The sequence below is a fragment of the Rubrivivax sp. JA1055 genome (genome assembly GCF_020966565.1).
In the GTDB taxonomy this organism is placed as follows: domain Bacteria; phylum Pseudomonadota; class Gammaproteobacteria; order Burkholderiales; family Burkholderiaceae_C; genus Rubrivivax; species Rubrivivax benzoatilyticus.
Genome location: NZ_JAJKFP010000002.1, coordinates 417044 through 440198, shown reverse-complemented (window position 1 = coordinate 440198; position 23155 = coordinate 417044). Strand labels below are relative to the sequence as shown.

Annotated in this window: 23 protein-coding genes; 8 read left to right on the top strand and 15 right to left on the bottom strand. The window is 72.9% G+C overall.

All coding sequences use genetic code 11. From position 1 onward, the window contains the following. Positions 1–25: 25 nt before the first annotated feature. From LOC65_RS05165 to LOC65_RS05150, 4 genes are all read left to right on the top strand, one after another. Positions 26–1138 carry an aromatic ring-hydroxylating dioxygenase subunit alpha gene (locus LOC65_RS05165; RefSeq protein WP_230246852.1) on the top strand — a complete coding sequence of 371 codons (1113 nt, stop codon included), beginning with the start codon at positions 26–28 and terminating at the stop codon, positions 1136–1138. Then, positions 1135–2043 (top strand): DMT family transporter, encoded by a 909-nt coding sequence (locus LOC65_RS05160; RefSeq protein ID WP_009855355.1) that lies wholly within the window; start codon positions 1135–1137, stop codon positions 2041–2043. The genes LOC65_RS05165 and LOC65_RS05160 overlap by 4 nt, the downstream gene beginning before the upstream one ends. 1 nt (position 2044) lies before the next feature. After that, positions 2045–2881, top strand: coding sequence for a sulfurtransferase (locus LOC65_RS05155; protein WP_230246851.1), 837 nt, complete (start codon positions 2045–2047; stop codon positions 2879–2881). A gap of 77 nt (positions 2882–2958) precedes the next feature. Then, positions 2959–3393, top strand: coding sequence for a universal stress protein (locus LOC65_RS05150; protein WP_009855353.1), 435 nt, complete (start codon positions 2959–2961; stop codon positions 3391–3393). Between the two features lie 60 nt (positions 3394–3453). Here the strand turns inward: LOC65_RS05150 and LOC65_RS05145 are convergent, their stop codons facing one another. From LOC65_RS05145 to LOC65_RS05115, 7 genes are read right to left on the bottom strand one after another with little or no spacing between them, the layout of a single operon-like run. Next, positions 3454–4461 carry a 2-dehydropantoate 2-reductase gene (locus tag LOC65_RS05145; RefSeq protein ID WP_230246850.1) on the bottom strand — a complete coding sequence of 336 codons (1008 nt, stop codon included), beginning with the start codon at positions 4459–4461 and terminating at the stop codon, positions 3454–3456. After that, positions 4458–5987 carry an acyl--CoA ligase gene (locus LOC65_RS05140; protein ID WP_230246849.1) on the bottom strand — a complete coding sequence of 510 codons (1530 nt, stop codon included), beginning with the start codon at positions 5985–5987 and terminating at the stop codon, positions 4458–4460. Before LOC65_RS05140 ends, LOC65_RS05145 begins: the two co-directional genes overlap by 4 nt. A gap of 31 nt (positions 5988–6018) precedes the next feature. Continuing rightward, positions 6019–6258: an alpha/beta fold hydrolase gene (locus LOC65_RS05135; RefSeq protein WP_230246848.1), complete on the bottom strand. Its 240-nt coding sequence runs from the start codon at positions 6256–6258 to the stop codon at positions 6019–6021. Continuing rightward, complete coding sequence (bchO, locus tag LOC65_RS05130; RefSeq protein WP_230246847.1) at positions 6255–6851, bottom strand: alpha/beta fold hydrolase BchO; 597 nt, start codon at positions 6849–6851, stop codon at positions 6255–6257. Before bchO ends, LOC65_RS05135 begins: the two co-directional genes overlap by 4 nt. Continuing rightward, a complete protein-coding gene (locus LOC65_RS05125) occupies positions 6844–8589 on the bottom strand; it encodes a magnesium chelatase subunit D (RefSeq protein ID WP_230246846.1) in 1746 nt (581 codons plus the stop codon). Before LOC65_RS05125 ends, bchO begins: the two co-directional genes overlap by 8 nt. 5 nt (positions 8590–8594) lie before the next feature. Continuing rightward, the gene (gene bchI, locus LOC65_RS05120) at positions 8595–9593 is read right to left on the bottom strand and encodes a magnesium chelatase ATPase subunit I (protein WP_230246845.1); all 999 of its coding nucleotides are present in this window, start codon (positions 9591–9593) and stop codon (positions 8595–8597) included. Positions 9594–9626: 33 nt separating this feature from the next. Continuing rightward, the gene (locus LOC65_RS05115; protein ID WP_009855347.1) at positions 9627–10916 is read right to left on the bottom strand and encodes a DUF3422 family protein; all 1290 of its coding nucleotides are present in this window, start codon (positions 10914–10916) and stop codon (positions 9627–9629) included. 142 nt (positions 10917–11058) lie between these two features. Between LOC65_RS05115 and LOC65_RS05110 the strand changes: the two genes are divergently transcribed. Next, positions 11059–11319, top strand: coding sequence for a hypothetical protein (locus LOC65_RS05110; RefSeq protein WP_138938741.1), 261 nt, complete (start codon positions 11059–11061; stop codon positions 11317–11319). A 96-nt stretch (positions 11320–11415) separates the two neighbouring features. Here the strand turns inward: LOC65_RS05110 and LOC65_RS05105 are convergent, their stop codons facing one another. Further along, complete coding sequence (locus LOC65_RS05105; protein WP_009855345.1) at positions 11416–11784, bottom strand: translation initiation factor Sui1; 369 nt, start codon at positions 11782–11784, stop codon at positions 11416–11418. A gap of 167 nt (positions 11785–11951) precedes the next feature. Between LOC65_RS05105 and LOC65_RS05100 the strand changes: the two genes are divergently transcribed. Continuing rightward, positions 11952–12326, top strand: a complete 375-nt coding sequence (locus LOC65_RS05100; RefSeq protein WP_009855344.1) for a hypothetical protein — start codon at positions 11952–11954, stop codon at positions 12324–12326. Here the strand turns inward: LOC65_RS05100 and LOC65_RS05095 are convergent, their stop codons facing one another. From LOC65_RS05095 to LOC65_RS05075, 5 genes are all read right to left on the bottom strand, one after another. Then, entirely contained in the window at positions 12327–13331 is a 1005-nt protein-coding gene (locus LOC65_RS05095) for an ABC transporter ATP-binding protein (RefSeq protein ID WP_230246844.1), read from the bottom strand. Positions 13332–13341: 10 nt separating this feature from the next. Further along, positions 13342–15024 (bottom strand): iron ABC transporter permease, encoded by a 1683-nt coding sequence (locus LOC65_RS05090; RefSeq protein ID WP_009855342.1) that lies wholly within the window; start codon positions 15022–15024, stop codon positions 13342–13344. Further along, positions 15011–16036, bottom strand: coding sequence for an extracellular solute-binding protein (locus LOC65_RS05085; RefSeq protein ID WP_230246843.1), 1026 nt, complete (start codon positions 16034–16036; stop codon positions 15011–15013). The genes LOC65_RS05090 and LOC65_RS05085 overlap by 14 nt, the downstream gene beginning before the upstream one ends. 19 nt (positions 16037–16055) lie before the next feature. Further along, the gene (locus LOC65_RS05080) at positions 16056–18236 is read right to left on the bottom strand and encodes a TonB-dependent receptor domain-containing protein (protein ID WP_230246842.1); all 2181 of its coding nucleotides are present in this window, start codon (positions 18234–18236) and stop codon (positions 16056–16058) included. A gap of 237 nt (positions 18237–18473) precedes the next feature. Beyond that, a complete protein-coding gene (locus LOC65_RS05075) occupies positions 18474–18773 on the bottom strand; it encodes a DUF3861 domain-containing protein (protein WP_230246841.1) in 300 nt (99 codons plus the stop codon). Between the two features lie 79 nt (positions 18774–18852). Between LOC65_RS05075 and LOC65_RS05070 the strand changes: the two genes are divergently transcribed. Next, on the top strand, positions 18853–19512 hold the full coding sequence (locus LOC65_RS05070) for a PadR family transcriptional regulator (RefSeq protein WP_230246840.1): 660 nt from the start codon (positions 18853–18855) through the stop codon (positions 19510–19512). 84 nt (positions 19513–19596) lie between these two features. On the opposite strand, the gene LOC65_RS05065 is transcribed toward LOC65_RS05070, so the two are convergent. Together LOC65_RS05065 and LOC65_RS05060 are read right to left on the bottom strand one after the other, a co-directional pair. After that, on the bottom strand, positions 19597–20274 hold the full coding sequence (locus LOC65_RS05065; RefSeq protein WP_255718614.1) for a response regulator: 678 nt from the start codon (positions 20272–20274) through the stop codon (positions 19597–19599). A 67-nt stretch (positions 20275–20341) separates the two neighbouring features. Beyond that, positions 20342–21820 (bottom strand): ATP-binding protein, encoded by a 1479-nt coding sequence (locus tag LOC65_RS05060; protein ID WP_230246838.1) that lies wholly within the window; start codon positions 21818–21820, stop codon positions 20342–20344. 118 nt (positions 21821–21938) lie between these two features. Here LOC65_RS05060 and LOC65_RS05055 point away from each other — a divergent pair, with 118 nt between their 5' ends. Beyond that, entirely contained in the window at positions 21939–23147 is a 1209-nt protein-coding gene (locus LOC65_RS05055) for an efflux RND transporter periplasmic adaptor subunit (protein ID WP_230246837.1), read from the top strand. The last annotated feature ends 8 nt before the right edge of the window (positions 23148–23155 follow it).

Sequence of the window (23155 nt, the reverse complement as noted above, 5' to 3'; positions counted from 1 at the left end):
CCGTCACGGAGGATCCCCTCGGATCATGTCTGACCTGAGCATCCGTCTCGAAGCTCTCGATCGAAGCACGTCTCAGCTTCCCGTCACCCACTATTTCGACGAGGGTCTGTTCCAGCAGGAACAGAAACTCATCTTCGAGTCCGGCCCGCGCTACGTCGGGCACGAGCTCGCCGTTCCCGCCACTGGCGACTATCACGCCCTCGTGCACGAAGGCGAGGGGCGCGCGCTCGTGCGCCACGAACGCGGCATCGAGCTCGTCTCCAACGTCTGCCGCCACCGCCAGGCGATCATGCTCAAGGGCCGCGGCCGCACCCAGGGCGGCATCGTCTGCCCGCTGCACCGCTGGACCTACGACCTGCAAGGCCAGTTGGTCGGCGCGCCGCACTTCGCCGAAGACCCCTGCCTGAACCTGAAGCAGTACCCGCTGCGCGCGTGGAACGGGCTGTTGTTCGAGGACAACGGGCGCGACCTCGTCGCCGACCTGGCCGGCATGGCGCCGCAGCCGCTGCTCGACTTCTCGGGCTACGTCTTCGACCGCGCCGTCGTGCACGAGTGCGACTACAACTGGAAGACCTTCATCGAGGTCTACCTCGAGGACTACCACGTCGGCCCGTTCCACCCGGGGCTGGGTTCGTTCGTCACCTGCAACGACCTGCGCTGGGAGTTCGGCGCGCACCACTCGGTGCAGACGGTCGGCGTGCACCAGGCGCTGGCGCGGCCGGGCTCGCCGGTCTACCGCCGCTGGCACGACGCGCTGCTCGCCTACCGCGCCGGCCAGCCGCCGGCGCAGGGCGCGGTGTGGCTGACGATCTACCCGACGATCATGGTCGAGTGGTATCCGCACGTGCTCGTCGTGTCCTCGCTGTTCCCCAGGGGCCCGCGCAAGACGCTGAACCTGGTCGAGTTCTTCTACCCCGAGGAGATCGCGCTGTTCGAGCGCGAGTTCGTCGAGGCCCAGCAGGCCGCCTACATGGAGACCTGCATCGAGGACGACGAGATCGCGGAGAGAATGGACGCCGGCCGCCACGCGCTGATGGTGCGCGGCGACAACGAGGTCGGGCCCTACCAGAGCCCGATGGAAGACGGCATGCAACAGTTCCACGAGTGGTACCGGCGGCAGATGAACCTGTCGCGGTGAGCCGCGCGCAGCCGGCCCCGGGCCCGCTGCGTGCCCCCTTGCTGATCGCCGGCGCCGCGTTCCTGTTCGCGGCGATGGGGCTGTGCGTCAAGCTCGCGTCGGCGCAGTACGGCGCCGGCGAGATCGTCATGTACCGCTCGGCCGTCAGCGTCGTGCTGATGGCCGTGCTGCTGCGCGCCAGCGGCACGCCACTGGCCACACGCGTGCCGGGGCTGCACTTCAAGCGCAGCGCTGCCGGCGTCGGCGCGATCTGCCTGTGGTTCTACGCGCTGGGCACGCTGCCGCTGGCCACGGCGATGACGCTGAACTACACCTCGTCGGTGTGGATCGCCGCCTTCCTCGTCGGCGCCGCCTGGCGCGGCGGCCAGCGTCTCGACGCCCGGCTGTTGGCCGCGGTGCTGGCCGGCTTCGCCGGCGTCGCGCTGGTGCTCAAGCCGACGATCGAATCGAGCCAGCTTTTGCACGGGCTGGCCGGGCTGGTGTCGGGGCTGCTGTCGGCCCAGGCGCTGCTGCACGTGCGCTCGCTGGGCCAGGCCGGCGAGCCAGAGCAGCGCATCGTCTTCTATTTCGCTGCCGGTGGCGTGGCGGCCGGCGCGCTGCTGATGTTCGCGTCAGGCGGCCCCAGCGCGCACAGCGCACGCGGCGTCGCGCTGCTGCTGGCCACCGGCGTGCTGGCCTCGGTGGCGCAGCTGATGATGACGCGCGCCTACGCCATCGGCCAGCCGATGACGAACGCGGTGCTGCAGTACCTGGGCATCGTCTATTCCTTCGGCTTCGGCGTCTGGCTGTTCGACGACCCGGTCACGCTGTCGGCGCTGGCCGGCATGGCGCTGATCGTCGCCGCCGGCATCGCCGCCACCTGGCTCGCCCGCACGCCCCGCCTCACCCCTTCCACGGAGACCTGAGATGAGCTTCACCACCCTTGTCAGCGCCGAGGACCTGCGCACCGCGCCGGCCGGCGTCGTCGTGCTCGACTGCGGTTTCGACCTCGGCGACCCGGCCGCCGGCGAACGCGCGTACGCCGCCGGCCACCTGCCGGGCGCGATCTACGCCCACCTCGAACGTGATCTGTCCGGCCCCAAGGGCGACGGCCGGCGCGGCCGCCACCCGCTGCCCACGCGCGAGGCCTTCGCCGCCACCGTCGGCGCCTGGGGCATCCGCCCCGAGACCCAGATCGTCTGCTGCGACGCCCAGGGCGGGCCGTACGCGGCACGCGCGTGGTGGATGCTGAAGTGGCTGGGCCACGAGAAGGTCGCGGTGCTCGACGGCGGCCCGGCGGCCTGGACCGCCGCCGGCGGCGAACTCGTGATCGCCGCCACCGCGCCGGCCGCCGGCGCGCCCTACCCGCTGAGCCCCGCGCCGGCGATGCCGACGATCACCGCCGAGTCGCTGCTCGCCGCGCTGGGCCACGTGCGCCTCGTCGACGCCCGTGCCGGCGAACGCTTCCGCGGCGAGGTCGAGCCGATCGACCCGGTCGGCGGCCACATTCCCGGCGCGACGAACCGCTGCTTCAAGGACAACCTGCAGGCCGACGGCCGCTTCAAGCCCGCCTCCACGCTGCGCGCCGAGTTCGAGCGCTGGGCGACGCCGGCCGAGCAGGTGGTGTTGCAGTGCGGCAGCGGCGTCACCGCCTGCCACAACCTGCTGGCGATGGCGCATGCCGGCTTCGAGGGCATGCGGCTGTACCCGGGCTCGTGGAGCGAGTGGTGCCGCGACCCCGCGCGCCCCATCGCTCGCGGCTGACTTCCATCAATCCAACCCCGCTTGCAGGAACCCCGGCCCTGCAGAACACTCGAAACATCGAACCCAAAGGAGTCTCCATGTACAAGCGCATCCTGGTCCCCACCGACGGCTCCGAGATCACGGCCAAGGCGGTCCAGACGGCTCTGGAACTGGCCCGGCTCGCCGGCGCCGAAATGTTCGTCATCGGCGTCAAGGAGCCCTTCCCGTACAGCGCGATCTCCGAGATGCAGCCGGTGCCGCCGCAGGAGTTCTACGACGCGCAGGAACGCATCGCGTCGTCGCGCGTGAAGGCCGTCATCGAAGCCGCCAGCGCTGTCGGCGTGGCCTGCAGCGGCCACACCGTCGAGGCCCTGCATCCCTGGGAGGCGATCATCGACCACGCCAAGAACCAGGAATGCGACCTGATCGTCATGGCCTCGCACGGCCGCCGCGGCGTCAGCGCGCTGCTGCTCGGCAGCGAGACGCAGAAGGTGCTGACGCACAGCACGCTGCCGGTGCTGGTCGTGCGCTGAACGCACGCTCCGGTCTCGCGTTGAACCCCGCCGCCCGGCGGGGTTTTTCTTGGTGCCGCGTCAGGCCGGCTGCAGCGCCAGCCGCCCGTTCTGCGCGGCCAGCGTGCGCGCCAGCAGCGAAGCCAGCGCGTACAGCGCGTCCACCGTCGGCGTCGGCCGGCCGACGATGCGGCCGAGTTCGGCCACCGCGCCGACCAGCGCCTCCAGCTCCAGCGCGCGGCCATGTTCGACGTCCTGCAGCATCGAGGTCTTGTGCGCGCCCACCGCCTCGGCACCGGCCAGGCGCTGCTCCAGCGTGATGCGGAATCGCACGCCCAGCGCCTCGGCCACCGTCTGGGCCTCGGCCATCGCCGCGGCGGCCAGCGCGCGTGTCGGGCCGAAGCGCGTGATGTCCTCGAGCGTCGCCTGCGTCAGCGCGCTGATCGGGTTGAAGCACAGGTTGCCCCAGAGCTTGACCCAGAGCTCGGCGCGGATGTCGCGCGCCACCGGCGCCTTGAAGCCGGCCTTCATCAGTGCCTGCGACAGCGCCTCGGCCCGCTCGCTGCGGCTGCCGTCGGGCTCGCCGATCGTGAAGCGGTTGCCTTCGACGACACGCACCAGCCCCGGCTCGACGAGTTCGGCCGCCGGGTAGACGATGCCGCCGAGGATGCGCTCCGGCGCGATCGCCGCGGCGATGCGCCCGCCCGGGTCCACGCTTTCGAGCTGCCGCCCTTCGTACGGGCCGGCGAGCTGGTGGAAGTACCACCAGGGCACGCCGTTGATCATCGTGACGACGCTGGTGTGCGGCGCCAGCAGCGCCGGCAGCCCGGGCAGCAGGTCGGCGACCTGGTGCGCCTTGACGGCGAGGATGACGACGTCCTGCGGCCCGGCCTCGTCCATGCGCTCGAAGGCCCGGGCTTCGGGCGCCGCCAGCTCGCTGCCGTCTTCGAGGATCAGGCGGAAGCCGCGCGCGCGGATCGCCTCCAGGTTGCGGCCACGCGCGATGAAGCTGACCTGCTCGCCGGCGGCCGACAGCCGCGCGCCGAGATAACCGCCGATCGCGCCGGCGCCGACGATCGTGATCCTCATCCGCCCAGCCCCAGCTTGGCGGCCATGCCGATGCGCTGCAGCTTGCCGGTCGCGCCCTTGGGGATCTCGGCCATGAACAGGATGCGCCTGGGCACCTTGAAGTCGGCGACACGCGCGGCGACGAAGTCCTGCAGTTCGCGTTCGCTCGGCTGCTGGCCTTCACGCGGCACGACGGCGGCGGCGACCTCCTCGCCGAGCTTGGGGTGCGGCATGCCGAAGCAGACGACCTGGGCGACGGCCGGGTGGTCCATCAGGATCTCGTCGATCTCGCGCGGGCTGATCTTCTCGCCGCCGCGGTTGATGATCTCCTTCAGGCGCCCGGTGATCGTCACGTAGCCGTCGGCGTCCAGCGTGCCCTGGTCGCCGGTGCGGAACCAGCCGTTCGTGAACGCCTCGGCGTTGGCCTTCGGGTTGGACTCGTAGCCGGCGGTGACGTTGGGGCCGCGGATGACGATCTCGCCGACCGCGCCGCGCGGCAGCAGCGTGCCGCCCTCGTCCATGATCGCGATCTCGGGGCCGGCCGCCGGGCCGACGCTGCCGGGCTTGCGCACGGCCGGCGGCAGCGGGTTGCAGGCCATCTGGTGCGTGGCCTCGGTCATGCCGTAGGCCTCGATCAGCGGCGCGCCGAACACCTCTTCCAGCTCGCGGATCACCTGCGGCGGCATCGACGACGACGACGAACGCAGGAAACGCAGCGGATGCCGCGCGATGACCTCGGCGTTGCGCCGCGCGCGGCCGAGGATCGCCTGGTGCATCGTCGGCACCGCGGTGTACCAGGTGGGCGCGGCCTCGTCCATCCAGCCGAAGAACTTCAGCGCGTCGAAACCCGGCGTGCAGAAGATGCGCGAGCCCGCGGCCAGCGGCGCCAGCACGCCGGCGATCAGGCCGTGGATGTGGAACAGCGGCATCACGTTCAGGCCGCCGTCGGCCGGCGTCAGCTGCAGCGTGTCGCGGATGTGCTGCGCCGACGCCGCCAGGTTGGCCTGCGACAGCGGCACGATCTTCGGCCGCGAGGTCGTGCCCGAGGTGTGCAGCACCATCGAGACGTCGCCGGGCTGGGCCGGGCCGCCGTCGGCCGCCGGCGTGCTGGCGGCGCTGCCATCGCGCGGCACCAGCGTGAAGCTGCCGGCCGGCGCGCCGTCGGCGACGACGAGGTCGAGCACACGCACGCCCAGGCGTTCGGCGACCGCCACCGCCGGCGAGGCGCTGCCGCGTTCGACGATCAGCGCCTTGGCGCGCAGGTCCGAGAGGTAGAACTCGAACTCCTCGGCGCGGTAGGCCGGGTTCAGCGGCGCGCTGGCGACGCCGCTGGCGCAGGCGACGAAGCAGCTCGCCATCTCGGGGCCGTTGGCGAGCACGATCGCGACGCGGTCGCCGCGGCCGACGCCCAGCGTGTTCAGCGTCGCGACGGTGCCGGCGATCTGCGCGCGCAGGCCGCGGTAGTTGAGCGGCGCGCGGCCGGGCGCGGCCAGCGCGACGGCGTCTTCGGCGCCGGCTCGCAGCAGCGCCTCCAGGGTCTGGTGCATCGGGGACTCCTCGGGAACGGGCGTCGGCGCGTTATACCGCCGGCGCCGGCAAGGTCCCGAGCAGACGGGCGACCGCGTCAGGGGCTTCCTCGTGCGCGAGGTGGCCGACGCCGGGCAGCGGCAGGACCAGCGCCCGCGGGCACAGCGCTGCCACGCGCCGCGCCTGCGACGGCCGCACCGCGCGGTCGCGCAGCCCGGTGACCAGCCACAGCGGCACCGGAAAACGCCGCAGGTCCTGTTCCATCGTGCTCAGGTCCCAGTGGGCCATCATGCCCAGCGCCGCCTCGGCGTGGCCGGGCGTGTCATCAGCGCCCGGTAGGCGTCCAGCCCGTCCTGGTCCAGGTGCGAGCCGGTGCCTTCGATCAGCCGGCGCACGACGGCCGGGTCCTCGGCGCGGCGCGCGAACAGGTGCGAGACCCAGCGCTGCGCGTACAGGAGCCGCGCCAGCGGCGACAGCAGCGCCGCCGCGCGGCCGCCGAACGGCAGGAAGGCGCCGTTGATCGACACCACGACCGAGGGCTTCACCAGGCCGTCGAGCACCATGCGCACCGCGACCGCGGCGCCGGCCGAGTGGCCGACGACGACGTCGGGCGCGAGCTTCATCTCGGCCAGCAGCGCGCCGACGGCGGCGGCCATGCCGGGCAGCGTCAGCTGCTCGGGTGTCGGCCGGCTGGTCTCGCCGTGGCCCGGCAGGTCGGGCGCGACGAGGCGCCAGCGCCAGGCCAGTCGTTCGCCCAGCGCCGCCATGCTGTGCGCCGACGCGCCGGTGCCGTGCAGCAGCAGCATCGTGCCCGGGCCGCGCCCGGAACGTTCGACGTGCCAGCGCAGGCCGGCGGCGTTGACGAAGCGGCGGTCTTCAGCCACCGGCGCGGGCGCGCACCACCTGCGACAGGGTCTGCGCGCCGGCGTAAGGCAGCGGCATGTAGGTCGCCTGCATCGCACCGGCGATCTTGCGCGCCTGCGCCGCCGGCTGCGGCGAGGTGTCGATCAGCATCGTCGCCGCGCCGCTGGCCAGCATGCGCTTGGCGGCGTCCAGCGCATCGGCCTCGGCCTTGGGCCGGCCGCCGGTGCCGTCGAGCGCGACATTGGCGCGGCCGTCGGTCAGGAAGACCACCAGCGGCGTGTCGCCGCGGCGGCGGATCGACTCGGCCAGCGCGCCGGCGGCGTCGACGGCCGCCGCCAGCGGCGTGCCGCCGCCGCCGGGCAGGCCGGCCAGGCTGCGCTTGGCGCGCACCAGCGAACGCGTCGGCGGCAGCAGCAGCTCGGCGGCCTTGCCGCGGAAGGCGATCACCGCCACCTTGTCGCGGCGCACGTAGCAGTCGGCCAGCAGCAGTTCGACCGCGCCCTTGGCCTCGGCCATGCGGTTCAGCGCCGACGAGCCGGAGGCGTCGACGACGAAGATCGTCGTCGTCTCGCGCCGCTGGCGGTAGTGCGTGACGTGGAAGTCGTCGGGCCGCACCTGCACCCGCGGCTTGACCGCGCCGCGCACCCGTTGCCAGGGCGCCGCGGCGCGCAGCGTCGCGATCAGGTTCAGGCGCTGGCCGGCCTTGGGCTCGCCGCGGCGGATGCCCGACGGCCGGCCGCGGTGGCCGCCCTTGTGCAGCGCGCCCGACTTGCCCGACGAACGCGCGCGTTCGCGCGACGCGTAGTCGGCCTGCATCTGCGCCAGCAGCGCCGGCGGCAGCGACGCGAGCACGGCGTCGAGCACCTGGTCTTCCATCGGGCCCTTCAGCTCCTCGGCCTGCTGCTCGTTGTCCGGCGGCGGCGGGTCCTGGTTCGGGTCCTGCTGATCCGGCGGCGGAGGCGGCGGCTCCTCGGGCGGGGCTTCCTGTTCCTGCTCGGGCGGCGCCGGCAGCTGCGTCGCGCGCGGCGCGAACACCAGGCGTGCGGCGGCCGCGGCATCCTCGGCCTCGACCGTGTCGCGGCCGTTCAGCGCGGCGTGCGCGCAGGCCACGCGCAAGGCGTGCAGCGGCGCACGCAGCGAGGCGATGCCCAGCGCGACGGCGGCCTGCACCAGCGCCTGCAGCGCCTCGTCGCCGCAGCGCACACGCGGCAGCAGCGCGCGCGCGTCGGCGACGTCGCCGAAGTCGATCTCGGGCGCCTCGCGCGGCGGGATCTGCGTGAAGTCGAGCTTGAGCCCCAGGCGGTCGGTCAGCGCGACCGGCACCGGGTCGTCGTCGGGGCCGCCTTCGTCGAAGGCGACGACGCCGAAACGGGTCGGGTGCGACAGCGCGACGCCGTCGCGTTCGACGACGACCTCGTGGCGGTCGATGACCGCGGCCATCTTCGCCGCGGTGCCCGGCGGCAGGCGCTCGGCCATCACCGCGAGCACGACGCCGCCGTCGGCGTCGGCGAGCAGGCCACGCTGCGCGACCGGGCGCCCGGCCTGCAGCGTGCCGGCCAAGTCCAGGCCGCCGAGCAGGCGGTCGTCGGCGATGCCCACCGGCATGCGCCGCGGCGGCGTCGGCAGCGCGCGTGTCAGCGCCGCCAGCCAGCGGTCGCGCACCGGGCCGGCCGGCGAGCGCACGTGCACGCCGCCGATGCCCGCCGGGTCGACGGCGAACACCGCCGCCGCCAGCGTGGCGTCTTCCCAGGCTTTCATCGGGATCAGGCGGGGAACAGCTCTTGGACGGCGCGGTCGACACGCACCGTGGAACCGGCGTCGTCGAGCACGTTGCGGCGCAGGCGGTGGCGCAGCGCCGGCGCGGCGATGCGCTTGAGCTGGCTGTCGCCGACGGCCTTGTCGCCGTCGATCGCGGCCAGCGCACGCGCGGCGCGCATCAGCGTCAGCTCGCCGCGCAGGCCGTCGGTGCCGAGCTTCATGCACAGCTGGGCGGCGCGCTCCAGCGCGGCGTCGGGCACCTGCACGTCTTCCAGGCGCTTGCGTGCGGCCAGGATGCGGCGGCGGATCTTGTCGTCCTCGGCCTTCCACTTCTCGGTGAAGCCCTCGGGGTCGCGCTCGAAGGCGTCGCGGCGGCGCACGATCTCGATGCGCACCGGGATGTCGGTCGGCGTCTTGACCTCGACCGACAGGCCGAAACGGTCGAGCAGCTGCGGCCGCAGCTCGCCTTCTTCCGGGTTGCCCGAGCCGACCAGCACGAAGCGCGCGGGGTGGCGCACCGACAGGCCTTCGCGTTCGACGACGTTCTCGCCCGAGGCGGCGACGTCGATCAGCAGGTCGACGAGGTGGTCTTCGAGCAGGTTGACTTCGTCGATGTACAGGAAGCCGCGGTTGGCACGCGCCAGCAGGCCGGGCTCGAAGGCCTTGACGCCTTGCGACAGCGCACGTTCGAGGTCGAGCGCGCCGACGACGCGGTCTTCGGTGGCGCCCAGCGGCAGGTCGACGACCGGCACCGGCACGAGGTGGGTCTTGGGCTTGGGCGCGCCGGCGGGTTCGAGCGCCGGGTCACGGTTGTAGGGGCAGCCGACGACGGCCTTCATCTTGGGCAGCAGCGCCGCCAGCGCACGCACGGCGGTCGACTTGCCAGTGCCGCGGTCGCCGAAGACCAGCACCCCGCCCACGCTCGGGTCCACCGCGGCGATGAGGATGGCGAGCTTCATCTCGTCCTGGCCGACGATGGCCGAGAAGGGATACGTCAACTTCATGAGGAAACGGGCTTTCAGGAGGGTCGGGGATCTTCAGGAATCACGCTCGCTGGTGGCGAGGTGGCGGCGGGCGCGCCGCAGCACGAGGTAGGCGACGCCGGCCAGCAGCGGGATCGACAGGCCGACGATCAGCTCGGGGTCCAGCGGCAGCCCGGCGGCCTTGCCGCCCTTGACGACGTAGCCGACGAGGCCGGCGGCGTAGTAGACGATGGCCGCCATCGACAGCCCTTCGACGGCCTTCTGCAGCCGCAGCTGCAGCTGCGCGCGCCGGTTCATCGACGCCAGCAGCGCCTGGTTCTGTTTCTCGCGCACGATGCCCACCCGCGTGGCCAGCAGGCCGCTGGCCTGGGCGACGCGGTCGGCCAGCTCGTGCAGGCGCTGCGAGACGGTGTTGCAGGTGGCCACGGCCGGCGTGAAGCGCCGCGCCATGAACTCCTCGATGGTCTGCGTGCCGGGGATGCGCACCTCGCGCAGCTCGGCGATGCGGGTGCGCACCAGCTCGGCGTAGGCGCGCGTGGCGCCGAAGCGGTATTGGGTCGCAGTGAGCTCGTGCTCGATCTCGGCGGCGGTGCGCGTCAGCTCCTGCAGCAAGCGCTCCTCGTCGGCGCCTTCACGGGCGATCTCGCCGGTCAGCGTCTCGAGCGAACGTTCGATCTGCACGATGCGCGGCAGCTGCTCGCGCGCCATCGGCAGCGCCAGCAGCGCGAGCATGCGGTAGGCCTCGATCTCGAGCAGGCGCTGCAGCATGCGGCCGGCCTGGCGCGGCGTCAGGCCGCGGTCCATCAGCACGAAACGCGCGCAGCCGTCGGCGTGGATCTTGAAGTCGGTGAAAGCGTAGCCGGCGCCCTCGCCGATCGACGAGCCGACGACGATGTTGCCGCCGAAGTGGTCGGCAAGCGCCTGCGGGTCGGGCACCGGCTCGGCGCCACCGACGAGCTTGGCGTGCGCGGCGACGATGGTCTGGCCGGGAATGGCCTCCAGCCAGCCGGCAGGCAGCCGCGTCGTCGCCGGCTCGGAGAACGGCGCCGGGCTCAGCCCGGGCAGCAGGAAGACGTAGCCGGAGAACTCGCCGTGGCGCTCCCACTTGATGCGCAGCGGCCCGATCGAGGCGCTGAACTGCGTCAGCGAGGCGTCCGGCGGCTCGGCGCCGAAGGCCTCGAACAGGCGCACGATGTGGGCGCGCTCGCTCTCGCGGTCGGTCGGGTCGACCATCACCGCGACATAGGTCGCTCTCGACGGCAGCTCCAGCGGCTCGGGGGGGCGCGCGTGGACCTCGTCGGCGAGTTCGAAACGACCGGGAAAGTCGGGTGGCAGCTGCGGCATCAGTCGTGACCTGAGGGCCTGAAGTATGGCATCCCCCCTGATCGGTCGAGGCGACACGGATCAAGCAGCGAGACGACCTCATTTCAAGGGACAATAAGGGGTTCGCGATACGAAAGGCTCTCGCAGCCTCCTACATAGCGCCATGGCCACCCGCCGTTCCGCAGCACCTCCGTCGACCCCGACCACCCCGCCCGGCCCGAAACTCCGCCAGACCCAGGCCGAGTACACCGCCGCCCGTCCCAATGCCGAACCCGGCGTCAAGCCGATGATGTCCAGCTCGAAGATGTACGTGTGCATCAAGTGCCACGCCAACTTCAAGACGGGCGACGGCAAGCCCGACCCGCGCCTGCGCGGGCTGGGCCGTTGCAACAACTGCCTGGGCATCACCACCCCGGCGACCTGAGCCGGCGTCGACGCCTGCCCCGTCCGGCCACGGCGCCATGCCGTGGCTGGCGTCTTGTCGCGTCGGCTCGCTCCCGGGCGGGCTGACCGCGCCGGCTCAGCCGCCGCTGCGCCGCACCGTCCAGCCCTGCTGCTGGAGGAAGGCCAGCACCTTGTCGCGGTGCTCGCCCTGGATCTCGATGACGCCGTCCTTGGCCGTGCCGCCGCTGCCGCAGTGCGCCTTCAGGCGTTTGGCCAGGGCGGCCAGCGCGGCCTCGTCGAGCGCCAGCCCGCGCACGACGGTGACACCCTTGCCGCCACGGCCGGCGGTCTCGCGGCCGACGCGCACGATGCCGTCGCCGGCCGGCGCCGCCTTCGGCGCAGCACAGGCGCACTCGGCCAGCGGCCGGCGGCAGGCCGGGCACATGCGCCCGCCCTCGGTGGAATAGACCAGGCCGCCGGCGCCGGCACGGCGGCGATCGTTCATCGCGCCCATGCTGCGTGCCGCGACGGCCGCGCCGCGGCACGGCGGCGGTTCATCGGGATCGTGTTCATCACGGCCGCGAGCATAAGCGCGCGCCGGGCACGGCCATGCGCCGCCGGCGCGGGCTGCGCTACGCTCGCGGCCCTCGCCGCCTCCGACACGTCACCGCCTTGAGCAGCACCGCCCGCCCCGCCGATCCCGCCCGCCCCGAACGCTGGCACCTGGACGCCGGCGACCGCGCCGACGCGCTGCTCGTCGTGCCGGCCGACGCGCGCCGCGAACGCCGCTTCGAGATCTCGGTGGCGATGAGCGTGCGTCCGCGCGCCGACGCGCACGAGCCCTGGCACGCGCTGCGTGTGCTCGCCGACGGCGAGCTGCAGTGGTCGCGGCGCATCGCCACCGACCCCGCAGGCCGCTACGACGGCCTGGACTTCCGCTTCCGCCGCAGCGTGCCGGTCGGGCGCGAGCTGCGGCTGCAGGCCTTCGTCGAATGCGGCGGCGCCGAGCGCCTGCGCCTCGTCATCGAGGCCGACGAAGAGACCTGATCAGCCCGCCGGCACGAGGCCGACGACGGTGCCGACCTCGTGCGCGCGCCCGGTGTCGCCGTGCACCAGCACCCGCGTCGTGTCGGCGAGCACGAGCTCGTACTCGAAGTGGCTGCCGCGGAACATGCGCACGGCCACCGTCGCCGGCACCCCGCCGTCGTCGACCAGGCGCAGCGCCTGCGGGCGCAGCAGCACGCGGGTGCCGTCGCCGTCGCCGAAGACCGGCGTCGCCGCGTCGTGCCGGCCCAGCACGGTCTGCCAGCCCTCGGCGACACGCCGCGCCGGCAGCAGCACGCCGCTGCCGACCAGCGCCGCGACCTCGGGCGTCGCCGGACGCCGGTACAGATCGAAGGCGTCGGCCCACTGGCACAGCCGGCCGCCGGCCATGACGCCGATGCGGTCGGCCATCGCGAAGGCCTCGGGCTGGTCGTGCGTGACCATCAGCGCGGTGGCGCCGGCCTGGCGCAGGATGCTGCGCAGCTCGCGCGCGATCGACTCGCGCAGCCCGGTGTCCAGGCTGGAGAACGGCTCGTCGAGCAGCAGCAGCGCCGGCCGCGGCGCCAGCGCGCGGGCGATCGCGACACGCTGCTGCTGGCCGCCGGACAGCTCGTGCGGCCAGCGCTGCCGCATCCCGTCCAGGCCGACCAGCGCCAGCATCTCGCCGACACGCGCGCGGCGTTCGGCAGCCGCCAGCCCGCGCAGCCCGAACGCCACGTTGCCCTCGACGTCCAGATGCGGGAACAGCGCGTGCTCCTGGAAGACCATGCCGACGCCGCGTTCGCGCGCCGGCAGCTGGCGTTCGGCCGTCGCGACGACACGCCCGTCGAGCAGGATGCGGCCGGCACGCGGCGCCTCGAAACCGGCGATGGCGCGCAGCAGCGTCGTCTTGCCGCAGCCCGAGGGCCCCAGCAGGCAGCCGATCTCGCCGCGCGCCAGGGCCAGCGAGGCCCGCTGCACGACGTCCGTCGCGCCATAACCCAGGGTGAGGTGTTCGACTTCGAGCATCGTGAGCGACTCAGGACGGGGTTCGGGACGAGGGCCGGCGTTCGGTCTGCATGACCAGCAGCGCCACCGGCAGCAGGCCGACGAGCACGATGGCCAGCGCCGGCAGCGCCGCCTGCTGCCACATCGACTCGGAGGTGAGCTGGAACACGCGCACGGCCAGCGTGTCCCAGCCGAAGCTGCGCGTCATCAGCGTGATCGGCATCTCCTTCATGACGTCGACCAGCACCATCAGGAAGGCCGCGAGCAGGCCGCCGCGCAGCAGCGGCAGGTGCAGCCGGCGCAGCGTCTGCCACGGCGTCAGGCCCAGCGAGGCGCAGGCCTCTTCCTGGTGGCGGCTGACGCGCTGCATCGCGCTGTCGGTGGCGTGGAAGCCCACGGCCATGAAACGCGCCGCCAGCGCCAGCAGCATCGTCGCCAGGCTGCCCTTGAGCAGCGCCAGCGGCTCGACGCCGAAGGGTTTCAGCAGCGCCAGCAGCTGCTCGTCGAGCCAGGCGATCGGCACGAACACGCCGACCGCCAGCACCACGCCGGGGAAGGCGTAGCCGACGACCGCCAGCCGCACCAGCCAGGCGGTGGCGGCGTCGGCATGGCGGCGGCGGATCCACGACAGCAGCAGCGCCAGCACCGTGACCGCCGCCGCGGTGGCGCCGGCCAGGCGCAGCGTGTTCCAGGCGAAGCCCCAGTAGCGCGCGTCCAGGTCCTCGCGCCAGACCTGCAGCGACCAGACGACGATCTGCAGCATCGGCACGACGAAGGCCGCACCGAGCACCGCCGCGCAGAACGCGGTGGCCAGCCAGCGCGCGCGCGGCCCGAGCGCGCGCCGCGCATCGCCGCCGGCCGCGGCGTCGAAACGCTGCGCCTGCCGCGAGCGCTGCTCGGCCGCGACCAGCACCAGCACGACGAGCACCAGCAGCGAGGCCAGTTGCGCCGCCGCACCCAGGTCGTGCAGGTCGAACCAGGCCTTGTAGAGCGCGGTCGTGAAGGTGTCGACGTTGAACACCGCGACGGCGCCGAAGTCGGCCAGCGTCTCCATCAGCACCAGCGCCAGGCCGGCGCCGATCCACGGCCGCGCCATCGGCAGCGCCACGCGCCACAGCGCGCCGGCCGGCGAGCAGCCCAGCGTCTGCGCCGCCTCCAGCGCACGCCGGCCCTGGGTCAGGAAGGCGCCGCGCGCCAGCAGGTAGACGTAGGGGTAGAAGGCCAGCACCAGCACCAGCGTCAGCCCCCAGAAGCTGCCGCGGATCTCGGGGAACCAGCGGCTGCTGCCGAAGAGCTCGCGCAGCGCCGTCTGCACCGGGCCGGCGTACTCGAACAGGCCCATCTGCACGAAGGCCAGCACGTAGGCCGGGAAGGCCAGCGGCAGCACCAGCGCCCAGGCGAAAACGCGCCGGCCGGGGAACTCGCACATCGCCGTCAGCCAGGCCAGCGGCACGCCGACGGCGAGCACGCCGACGGCCACCAGCGCCATCAGCAGCGCGGTGTTGGCCAGCACGCGCGGCAGCACGTGCTGCCACAGATGGGCCCAGGTGTCGGCCTGCGGCGCGAGCGCCAGCACCAGCACCGCGCCCAGCGGCAGCAGCGTCAGCAGCGCGATCGGCAGCGCGGCGAGCGCGCCGCGCCAGGGCAGATGCCGCGTGCGGTGCGCCGCCGGCACGAAGGCCGGCGGGTTCAGGCCGCGTTCAGCGGTAGCCAACGCGGTCGAGCAGGCGGATCGCCGCGGCCTGGCGCGAGCCGATGTCGGCTGCGTTCAGCGGGCTCGCCTTGAACGTGCCCCAGGCCTGCACGATCGGGTCGGCCTCGGCCTTCGGGTTGATCGGGCTCTCGAAGGTGCCGTGCGTGTAGTCGCGCTGCACGCCCTGCGAGGACAGCCACTCGAGCAGCTTGCGCCCGCCCTCGGGGTTGCGCGCGTGCGTGGTCACGCCGCCGCCGGACAGGTTGACGTGCGCCCCGCCCTCGCCTGCGCCCTGGTTGGCCCAGAACAGCTTGACCTTGGCGTTGAACTCGGGCTCGCGCGCCAGGATGCGGCCGTAGTAGTAGGTGTTGGCGATGCCGACCTCGCACTGCCCGGCCTCGATCGCCTTCAGCAGGCTGTTGTCGTTGGTGAAGACGTCGGTCGCGAGGTTGGCGACCCAGCCGCGCGCGATCTCCTCGGCGCGGGCCTCGCCGTGCTTGGCGATCATCATCGCCACCAGCGACTGGGTGTAGGTCTGCTTGCCGGTGCGCAGGCAGAGCTTGCCCTTCCACTTCGGCAGCGCCAGGTCCTCGTAGGTCGGCAGCTGCGCCGGCTGCACCTTGCCGGCGGCGTAGAAGATCGTGCGTTCGCGCTGCGACAGCCCCCACCAGCGGCTGCCGGGGTCGCGGAAGCTGGCCGGCACGTTGGCGTCCAGCGTCGGAGACTGCAGCTTGCGCAGCAGGCCGCGTTCGGCGGCGTTCCACAGGTTGCCCATGTCGACGGTGATCAGCACGTCGGCCGGCGAGCTGGCGCCTTCGGCGGCCAGGCGCTCGGTGAGCGAGCCGCCGCGGTCGGTCAGCAGGTTGATGCGCACGCCGGTCTCCTGCGTGTAGCGGTCCAGCGTCGGCTTGAGCAGCTGCTCGATGCGCGACGAGTAGACCGTCACCGGCTGCGGCGCGGCCTGCGCCAGGGCCTGGCCGGCCGCGGCGAGCGCGACGGCGCCGACGGCCAGCGTCGTCTTCCAGTTCTTCATCGTTTCTCCTGGTGGGGGATCAGAACGTCAGGTTGGCGCCGACCCAGAAGGTGCGGCCCGCGGGCGCGGTGCCGCGCACCGAGCTGGTCGACTTGTAGTAGGGGCTGCCGAGCACCTCCTGGCCGCTGGTGTTGGTCCAGGCGCGGAACTCGTCGAAGTCCTTGTCGAGCAGGTTGTGCACGCTGGCGCTCAGCGTCAGCGTCTTGGTCGGCTGGTAGCTGCCGCCCAGGTGCCACAGCGAGTAGCCCTTCAGGTCGCCGAGCGCGGCGTACTCGAGCGCGTCGTTGCCGGCCAGTGCCGAGGTCTTGCCGTCGAAGCGGCGGCTGTCGCCGCGGTACTCGCCGCGCAGCCAGGCGCTCCAGCGATCGCTGGCGTTCCAGCGCAGCTGGACGTTGGCGACGTGCTCGGCGGTGTCGCTGAGCTTGCCGCTCTCGACACCGTTGACGATGGCCTCGCTGTCGGTCCAGGTGTAGTTGGCGGTCAGCGCCCAGCGTTCGGCCAGCGCCAGCCGGCCGGCGAGCTCGACGCCCCAGGTCTTGCCTTCGTCGATGTTGATCGCGTAGGTGGCGCCGGGGTTGGCGCTGCAGCTGGAGATCCAGTCGACGCTGCAGCTGCCGCCGCCGCTGCTGATGCGGTCCTTGATCTTGTTGCGGAACAGCGTCACCGAGCCGCCCCAGGCCTTGCCGCCGTCGTAGAGCGCGGCGAGTTCGGCGCTGCGGCTGACCTCGGGCTTGAGGTTCGGGTTGCCGATCGCCAGCACCGTGCCCTGGCCGCCGATGCCGGAGACGCCGTCGATCAGCTGGTTCAGGCGCGGCGCCTTGAAGCCGCCGCTGATGCCGCCCTTGAGCGTCCAGCCCGGCGCCGCGTCCCAGACGAGGTAGGCGCGCGGGCTGAACTCGCCGCCGAAGGCGTCGTGGCGGTTGTAGCGTCCGCCCAGCGTCGTCGTCAGGCCGTCGGCGAGCTGCCACTCGTCCTCGGCGAAGACGGCCCACATCGTCTGCTCGTGGTCCTCGGGCAGCAGGCTGTCGTGGAACTCGGCCTTCCACCACTGCAGGCCGGTGCTCAGCACGTGGCGCTCGCCGAGCGGGCTGACGAGCTTGGAGTCGAGCACGACGTTGGTGGTCTCGAGCTCGCGGTCCTGGCCGATCTCGGGGCTGCCCGCCGGGCGCGAGGCGCTGGGGATCGTGCGTCCCAGGGTCTCGGTGACGCTGCGGGTCAGGCTCGACTCGAGCAGGCCGACAGGCAGGCGGCTGGTGTGGCCCAGCGCGACCTGGTCGCGGTTGAAACGCAGCTCGTCGCGGTAGCCGACGGCGGTGGTGGTGGCCGCGCCGGTGGCGCAGTTCAGGTAGTCGACGCCGCCGAGGCGGCAGTCGGCGTTGTCGTAGCGCGTGCGCGCCTGGTCCAGGTCCAGCCAGACGTCGTGGCCGGCGCCGGGGGTCAGCGTCAGCTTGGCGCCGACGCCGGTCTGCAGACTCTCGCCGGGGCGCGGGTCGCGGGCATTGCCTCGGCTCCAGATGCGCTCCGAGGCGTTGCGGTCGTAGACGTTGCCGCGCAGCTGCAGCCCCAGCGTGTCGGCCACCAGCGGGCCGCTGAGGTAGACGTCGGCCTTGCGCTGCAGGCCTTCGTCACCGGCCTCGGGCACGCCGAAGGTGACGCCGGCGCTGCCCACCCATTGGCGGCCGACCTTGCGCGTGATGATGTTGACGACGCCGCCCAGCGCGTCCGAGCCGTACAGCGTGGACATCGGGCCGCGGATGATCTCGATGCGCTCGATCGCCGCCACCGGCGGCATGAAGCTGTTGAGCGCCGCGCCGAAGCCGTTGGGCGTGACGTCGCCGGCGACGTTCTGGCGCCGGCCGTCGATCAGCACCAGCGTGTACTCGCTGGGCAGGCCGCGGATGCTGATGTCCAGGCCGCCGGTCTTGCCGGTGCCGCCGCGCACGTCGACGCCTTCGACGTCCTGCAGCGCCTCGGCCAGGTCGCGGAACTGGCGCGTCTGCAGATCCTCGCGCGTGATCACCGTGATCGACGCCGGCGCCTGGCGCAGCTCCTGCTCGAAGCCCGAGGCGGTGACGACCAGCGTCGGCAGCGAGCCGGTCTCGGGGGAGGCCTGGGCGTGTGCAGCCGCTGCACAGGCAGCGATGGCGGCCGCGGCGGTCATGCGGATGCGGCCGCGGCGGTTCGCGAAGACGTGGGACATGCGAGCTTTCCTGTGGCTTGTGGAGGACCGTCGCGCCGGAGGCCACGGCCGGTCCATGCCAGGGATTATCCGGAGAGCTCGCTATTGCGAATCATTCTCCTTTGCGTTTGTAATGAAACTTGTCATGCCACGTCTTGACGTGTAGCGGCGGTCGGGGTCAGCAGCGAAGCCGACGCCGCAACCAGGCCGCCCGGCACCGGACGGCGAGCACCCGTCCTCGCCGGGACACCTGCGGGATCAGGCGGATCGAGCGCCCGACTTCAACGCCTGCATGAAGTCGCGGAAATGTGGCGAGAAGTCCACGAACAGCGGCGACTTGCGGTTCTCCAGCATGACCTCGCCGAAGAGCTTCAGACCGACGCCAAACGCCGGGGCCGACTCCGGTGGCAGCCCAGGGTGGCCGCGCAATCGTTCGACGATCTGCAGGATGTTGTCGTGGCTGCCGGCCTCGAAGACCAGCGGCGCGGTGTTGCCAGGGAGGTTGCCATCGGCGTCGGCCAGGTGTTCGACGGTGATGCGGTAGCGGTGCTGTCTCATCGGATCTCTCGATTCAGTGTTGACGGATGACAGTCTAAGATATATCGTGAGTGCATCGCAACACAGTTTTGGAACCACGATGCACTTCGCACGTCTCTCCTTCGGCCGCGATGGCGGCAACTCTTCTTGTTTCAGTGTCGGCCGTGGCGGCGACCCGATGCACAGCGCGGGTCGCCGCGGTAGCGGCGGCTTCGGCCCCGGCCCCGGCTTCGGCGGCCCGGGCGGTTTCGGTGACTTCGGCGGCGGTGGCCGCCGCGGCCTTGACGGCGAAGGCCGCCGCGAGCGCATGCTCGAGGGGGGCGACCTGCGCCTGCTGGCCCTGCACGTGCTGCGCCAGCGCCCCAGCCACGGTTACGAGGTCATCAAGGCCATCGAGGACCTGGCCGGCGGCCACTACAGCCCCAGCCCCGGCACCGTCTACCCGACGCTGGCGATGCTGGAGGACCTGGGTCATGTCGAACTGGCCGACACCAGTGGCAGCCGCAAGCAGTACCGCATCACGGTCGCCGGCGAAGAGGCGCTGGCGGCCCAGCAGGAGGTGCTGGATCGCGTGCTGGCGCGTCTGCAGCACCTGGGCGGCAGCGCCGACGCGCGCCGCTCGCCGGCCATCCACCGCGCGATGCATAACCTGAAGCTGGCGCTGCAGCTGCGCTTCGCCGGCGAGGCGCCGTCCGAGGAGGCGGTGCGCCGCATCGCCGAGGCCATCGACCGCGCCGCCGTCGAGATCGAGCGCAGCTGAGCCGCCGGACTACGCCCTCTCGAACGAAATCGCGCTCGGGCCACGGCCTGGCGTGCGAGACCTTGCGGCCGCGCATATCCCGGCTCAGAGCTCGAAGCGGTAGCCGACGCCATAGACCGAGCGGATGGGATCGTCCCCGGGACGGACCCGCTCGAGCTTGCGGCGCAGGTTCTTGACGTGGCTGTCGATCGCGCGGTCGCTCAGCGCGCGCTGGTCGTCGTGCAGGCGGTCGAGCAGCTGGTCGCGCGAGAACACGCGCCCCGGCTGCTCTGCCAGCGCCTGGAGCAGGCGGAACTCCAGCGGCGTCAGGTCCAGCAGCTCGCCGTGCAGCCGCGCCTCGTAGCGCCCGGCGTCGATCTGCAGCCCGGGCGCGGCATCGCCCGGCCGGTTCCACGGCCGGCGCAGGATAGCCTTGACACGTGCCACCACCTCGCGCGGGCTGAAAGGCTTGCAGACGTAGTCGTCGGCGCCGGCCTCCAGGCCGACGAGGCGGTCGACCTCCTCGACACGTGCCGTCAGCATCAGCACCGGCACCTCGCAGAACGTGCGCAGCTCGCGGCAGATCGACAGGCCGTCCTGCCCGGGCAGCATCAGGTCCAGCACGATCAAGTCGGGCAGGCGCTCACGCACCGCGGGCAGCACCGCCAGGCCGTCGTCGATCCAGCGTGTCTCGAAGCCGGCGGCGGCCAGGTAGTCGGCCACCAGCCGGCCCAGCGAAGGCTCGTCCTCGACGACGAGCACGAAGCGGGTGTCGGCGCTCAGCGGGGCGCCCTTCGGCCTGCGGCCGGTCCCGCCGAGCGGGAATGAGCCACGGACAAGTCCTGAGGACTCATGCCCCCTCCCCTTCGCCGCGGCGCCGCAGCCGCGGCAGCACCAGGCGGATCCACAGGCCGCCCAGCGGCGAGGGTCGGGCTTCGAGCCGGCCGCCGTGGGCCTCGGCGATGCTGCGCGCGATCGCCAGCCCCAGGCCGCTGCCGCCCCTGCCGCGCGAACGCGAGGCCTCGACGCGGAAGAAACGTTCGAACAGCCGCGGCAGCAGTTCCTCAGGTACGCCGGGCGCCGAGTCCTGCAGGTCGAGCACGGCGTCGCCGCCGTCGGCGGCGAGCGTCACGCGCACGCTGCCGCCGGCGTCGGTGTAGCGCAGGCTGTTGGCCAGCAGGTTCAGCAGCAGCTGGCGCAGCCGGCGCTCGTCGCCCGAGACGGCGATCGGCCCGGCCGGCAGGCCTGCCTCGAACGCGAGGCCGCGCTCGGCGGCCTCGGCCTGCAGCGACGCGAGCTCGCCGCGCAGCAGCGGCACCAGGTCCAGGTCTTCCTTGCGGTAGGCCAGCGCGCCGACGTCGGCCAGCGCCAGCTCGTGCAGGTCGCCGACGAGCTGGGCCAGCGTCGCCACCTCCTGCTGCAGCCGGCGCAGCAGCTCGGGCGTCGGCTGGTGCACGCCGTCCTCCAGCGCCTCGAGCTCGCCGCGCAGCACTGCCAGCGGCGTGCGCAGCTCGTGCGAGACGTCGGCCATGAAGTCGCGCCGCATTCGCTCGTTGCGCTCCAGGGTCAGCGCGAGCTGGTTGAAGTCCTGCTCGAGCTGGGGCACCTCGTCGCGGCCGCGCACCGGCACGCGCGTGTCGTAGCCGCCGGCGGCCAGGCGGTGCGTGGCGCCGGCCACGGCGCGCACCGGCGCCAGCAGCGCGCGCGCCACCCACCAGGCGATCGCCGCCGACAGCAGCACTGCCACGGCCACCGCGGCGGCGCTGGCCAGCAGCTGGCGGTCGAGGAAGCCGACCGCCGCGGCGTCGGTGACGGTCTGGATCGGCGCCATCGCCAGCCAGCCGACCGTGCGGCCGTCGACGACGATCTCGCGCTGCTCGGAGTCGGCCATGATGAACGGGAAGCCGGTGACCCGCTGGCGCTGGCTGTCCAGCAGCGACAGCCGCCGGCCGGCGCCCAGCAGATCCGACGCGATCATCTCGGCCATCGGCCCCTTGGGCGCTGCACTGGGCGGCGAGTCGGGCGGCTCCGGAGGGTCCGGCGGATGCGCCGGACCGACACCAACCAGGCCGAACCAGACTTCCGGCCGGTTGCGCAGGAAGCCCCAGCTGCCGTGCTCGCCGTAGGCGGCCGCCAAGCGTGGCAGCACCAGCTCCATGCGCAGCACGGCCTGCTGGTTCAGGTAGCCGATGAAGCCGCGCTGGAAACTCCATTGCGCCGCGACGCTGACGGCCACGGCGACCAGCGTCGCGGTGGCCAGCACTGCAAGGAAGAGCTTGCCGGTGATGCCGGGGCGTTTGAGGCGAGCGAGCGTCGACACGGTCGGCATTGGCGCACGGCCCCCCGCCGCGTGCAAGCGCTGGTGACGCAACCGGGGCGGACTTCAACTTTCCTCCACATTCGGCGTCAATCATCCGGGCCAGCAGAACCCGAAGCAGGACATCCCGATGGCCGCCATCGTCTCCCGCGCCGCCCGGCGCACGCCCATTCCCTTCGCCATGGCGGCCCTCGCGCTCGCGGCCGCGCTCGCCGGCTGCGGCCGCCAGGATGGCGCCGCGGCGCCCGGCCCGGGCCGGCCGACGGTCGTCGGCACCTTCACCGTGCAGACCGAGACCGTGTCGCTGTCCAGCGAGCTGCCCGGCCGCACGACCGCGCTGCAGAGCGCCGAGATCCGGCCGCAGGTCGGCGGCATCGTCCAGGCGCGGCGCTTCGTCGAAGGCGGCAGCGTCAAGGCCGGCCAGGTGCTCTACGAGATCGACGCCGCCAGCTACCGCGCCGCGGTCGCCAGCGCCGAGGCCGCCGTGGCCCGGGCCGAGGCGACCGCGGAAACCCATCGCCTCACCGCCGAGCGCCAGACGGCGCTGGCCAAGATCGACGCCGTCAGCCGGCAAGACTTGCAGGACGCGCAAGCCGCGCTGAAACAGGCGGAGGCCGACCTGGCCGCCGCCCGCGCGACGCTGCAGACGGCGCGCATCGACCTCGATCGCACCCGCGTCACCAGCCCGATCAGCGGCCGTGCCGACGTCTCGGCGGTCACCGTCGGTGCGCTCGTCACCGCCAACCAGACGACAGCGCTGACCACGGTGCGCCAGACCGACCCGATCCAGGTCGACGTCACGCAGTCCAGCGCCGAGATGCTGCAGCTCAAGCGCGACATCGCGGCCGGCCGCGTCAAGCAGTTGCCTGGCGGCGACGCCGCGGTGTCGCTGCGGCTGGAGGACGGCAGCACCTACCCGCTGGCCGGCCGCCTCAGCGTGACCGGCGCCTCGGTGGACACCGGCACTGGCACGGTGACGCTGCGCGCGACCTTCCCCAACCCGCAGGGCCTGCTGCTGCCGGGCATGTACGTGCGCGCGCTGCTGCCCACGGCGGCGGTGGCCGACGCGATGCTGGTGCCGCAGCAGGCCGTCTCGCGCAACACCGACGGCTCGGCCAGCGTGCTCGTCGTCGGCGCCGGCGACAAGCTCGAGCGCCGCACGATCGCCGCCGATCGCACGATCGGCAGCCGCTGGCTGGTGAGCTCGGGGCTGAAGGCAGGCGAGCGTGTCGTCGTCGAGGGGCTGCAGAAGGTCAAGCCGGGCGACGTCGTGCAGCCGCAGGCGGTGGGCGCCGCGGCCTCGGCCGCGTCGGCGCCGGCTTCGGCGGCGTCGCGCTGAAGGGAGCC

What these genes read in the sequence shown, in the direction of transcription:
- LOC65_RS05165 (WP_230246852.1), top strand. Translation starts at nt 26, where the DNA reads ATGTCTGACCTGAGCATCCGTCTCGAAGCTCTCGATCGAAGCACGTCT.
- LOC65_RS05155 (WP_230246851.1), top strand. Translation starts at nt 2,045, where the DNA reads ATGAGCTTCACCACCCTTGTCAGCGCCGAGGACCTGCGCACCGCGCCG.
- LOC65_RS05150 (WP_009855353.1), top strand. Translation starts at nt 2,959, where the DNA reads ATGTACAAGCGCATCCTGGTCCCCACCGACGGCTCCGAGATCACGGCC.
- LOC65_RS05145 (WP_230246850.1), bottom strand. Translation starts at nt 4,461, where the DNA reads ATGAGGATCACGATCGTCGGCGCCGGCGCGATCGGCGGTTATCTCGGC.
- LOC65_RS05140 (WP_230246849.1), bottom strand. Translation starts at nt 5,987, where the DNA reads ATGCACCAGACCCTGGAGGCGCTGCTGCGAGCCGGCGCCGAAGACGCC.
- LOC65_RS05135 (WP_230246848.1), bottom strand. Translation starts at nt 6,258, where the DNA reads ATGATGGCCCACTGGGACCTGAGCACGATGGAACAGGACCTGCGGCGT.
- LOC65_RS05125 (WP_230246846.1), bottom strand. Translation starts at nt 8,589, where the DNA reads ATGAAAGCCTGGGAAGACGCCACGCTGGCGGCGGCGGTGTTCGCCGTC.
- bchI (WP_230246845.1), bottom strand. Translation starts at nt 9,593, where the DNA reads ATGAAGTTGACGTATCCCTTCTCGGCCATCGTCGGCCAGGACGAGATG.
- LOC65_RS05115 (WP_009855347.1), bottom strand. Translation starts at nt 10,916, where the DNA reads ATGCCGCAGCTGCCACCCGACTTTCCCGGTCGTTTCGAACTCGCCGAC.
- LOC65_RS05110 (WP_138938741.1), top strand. Translation starts at nt 11,059, where the DNA reads ATGGCCACCCGCCGTTCCGCAGCACCTCCGTCGACCCCGACCACCCCG.
- LOC65_RS05105 (WP_009855345.1), bottom strand. Translation starts at nt 11,784, where the DNA reads ATGAACGATCGCCGCCGTGCCGGCGCCGGCGGCCTGGTCTATTCCACC.
- LOC65_RS05095 (WP_230246844.1), bottom strand. Translation starts at nt 13,331, where the DNA reads ATGCTCGAAGTCGAACACCTCACCCTGGGTTATGGCGCGACGGACGTC.
- LOC65_RS05085 (WP_230246843.1), bottom strand. Translation starts at nt 16,036, where the DNA reads ATGAAGAACTGGAAGACGACGCTGGCCGTCGGCGCCGTCGCGCTCGCC.
- LOC65_RS05080 (WP_230246842.1), bottom strand. Translation starts at nt 18,236, where the DNA reads ATGTCCCACGTCTTCGCGAACCGCCGCGGCCGCATCCGCATGACCGCC.
- LOC65_RS05075 (WP_230246841.1), bottom strand. Translation starts at nt 18,773, where the DNA reads ATGAGACAGCACCGCTACCGCATCACCGTCGAACACCTGGCCGACGCC.
- LOC65_RS05070 (WP_230246840.1), top strand. Translation starts at nt 18,853, where the DNA reads ATGCACTTCGCACGTCTCTCCTTCGGCCGCGATGGCGGCAACTCTTCT.
- LOC65_RS05060 (WP_230246838.1), bottom strand. Translation starts at nt 21,820, where the DNA reads ATGCCGACCGTGTCGACGCTCGCTCGCCTCAAACGCCCCGGCATCACC.
- LOC65_RS05055 (WP_230246837.1), top strand. Translation starts at nt 21,939, where the DNA reads ATGGCCGCCATCGTCTCCCGCGCCGCCCGGCGCACGCCCATTCCCTTC.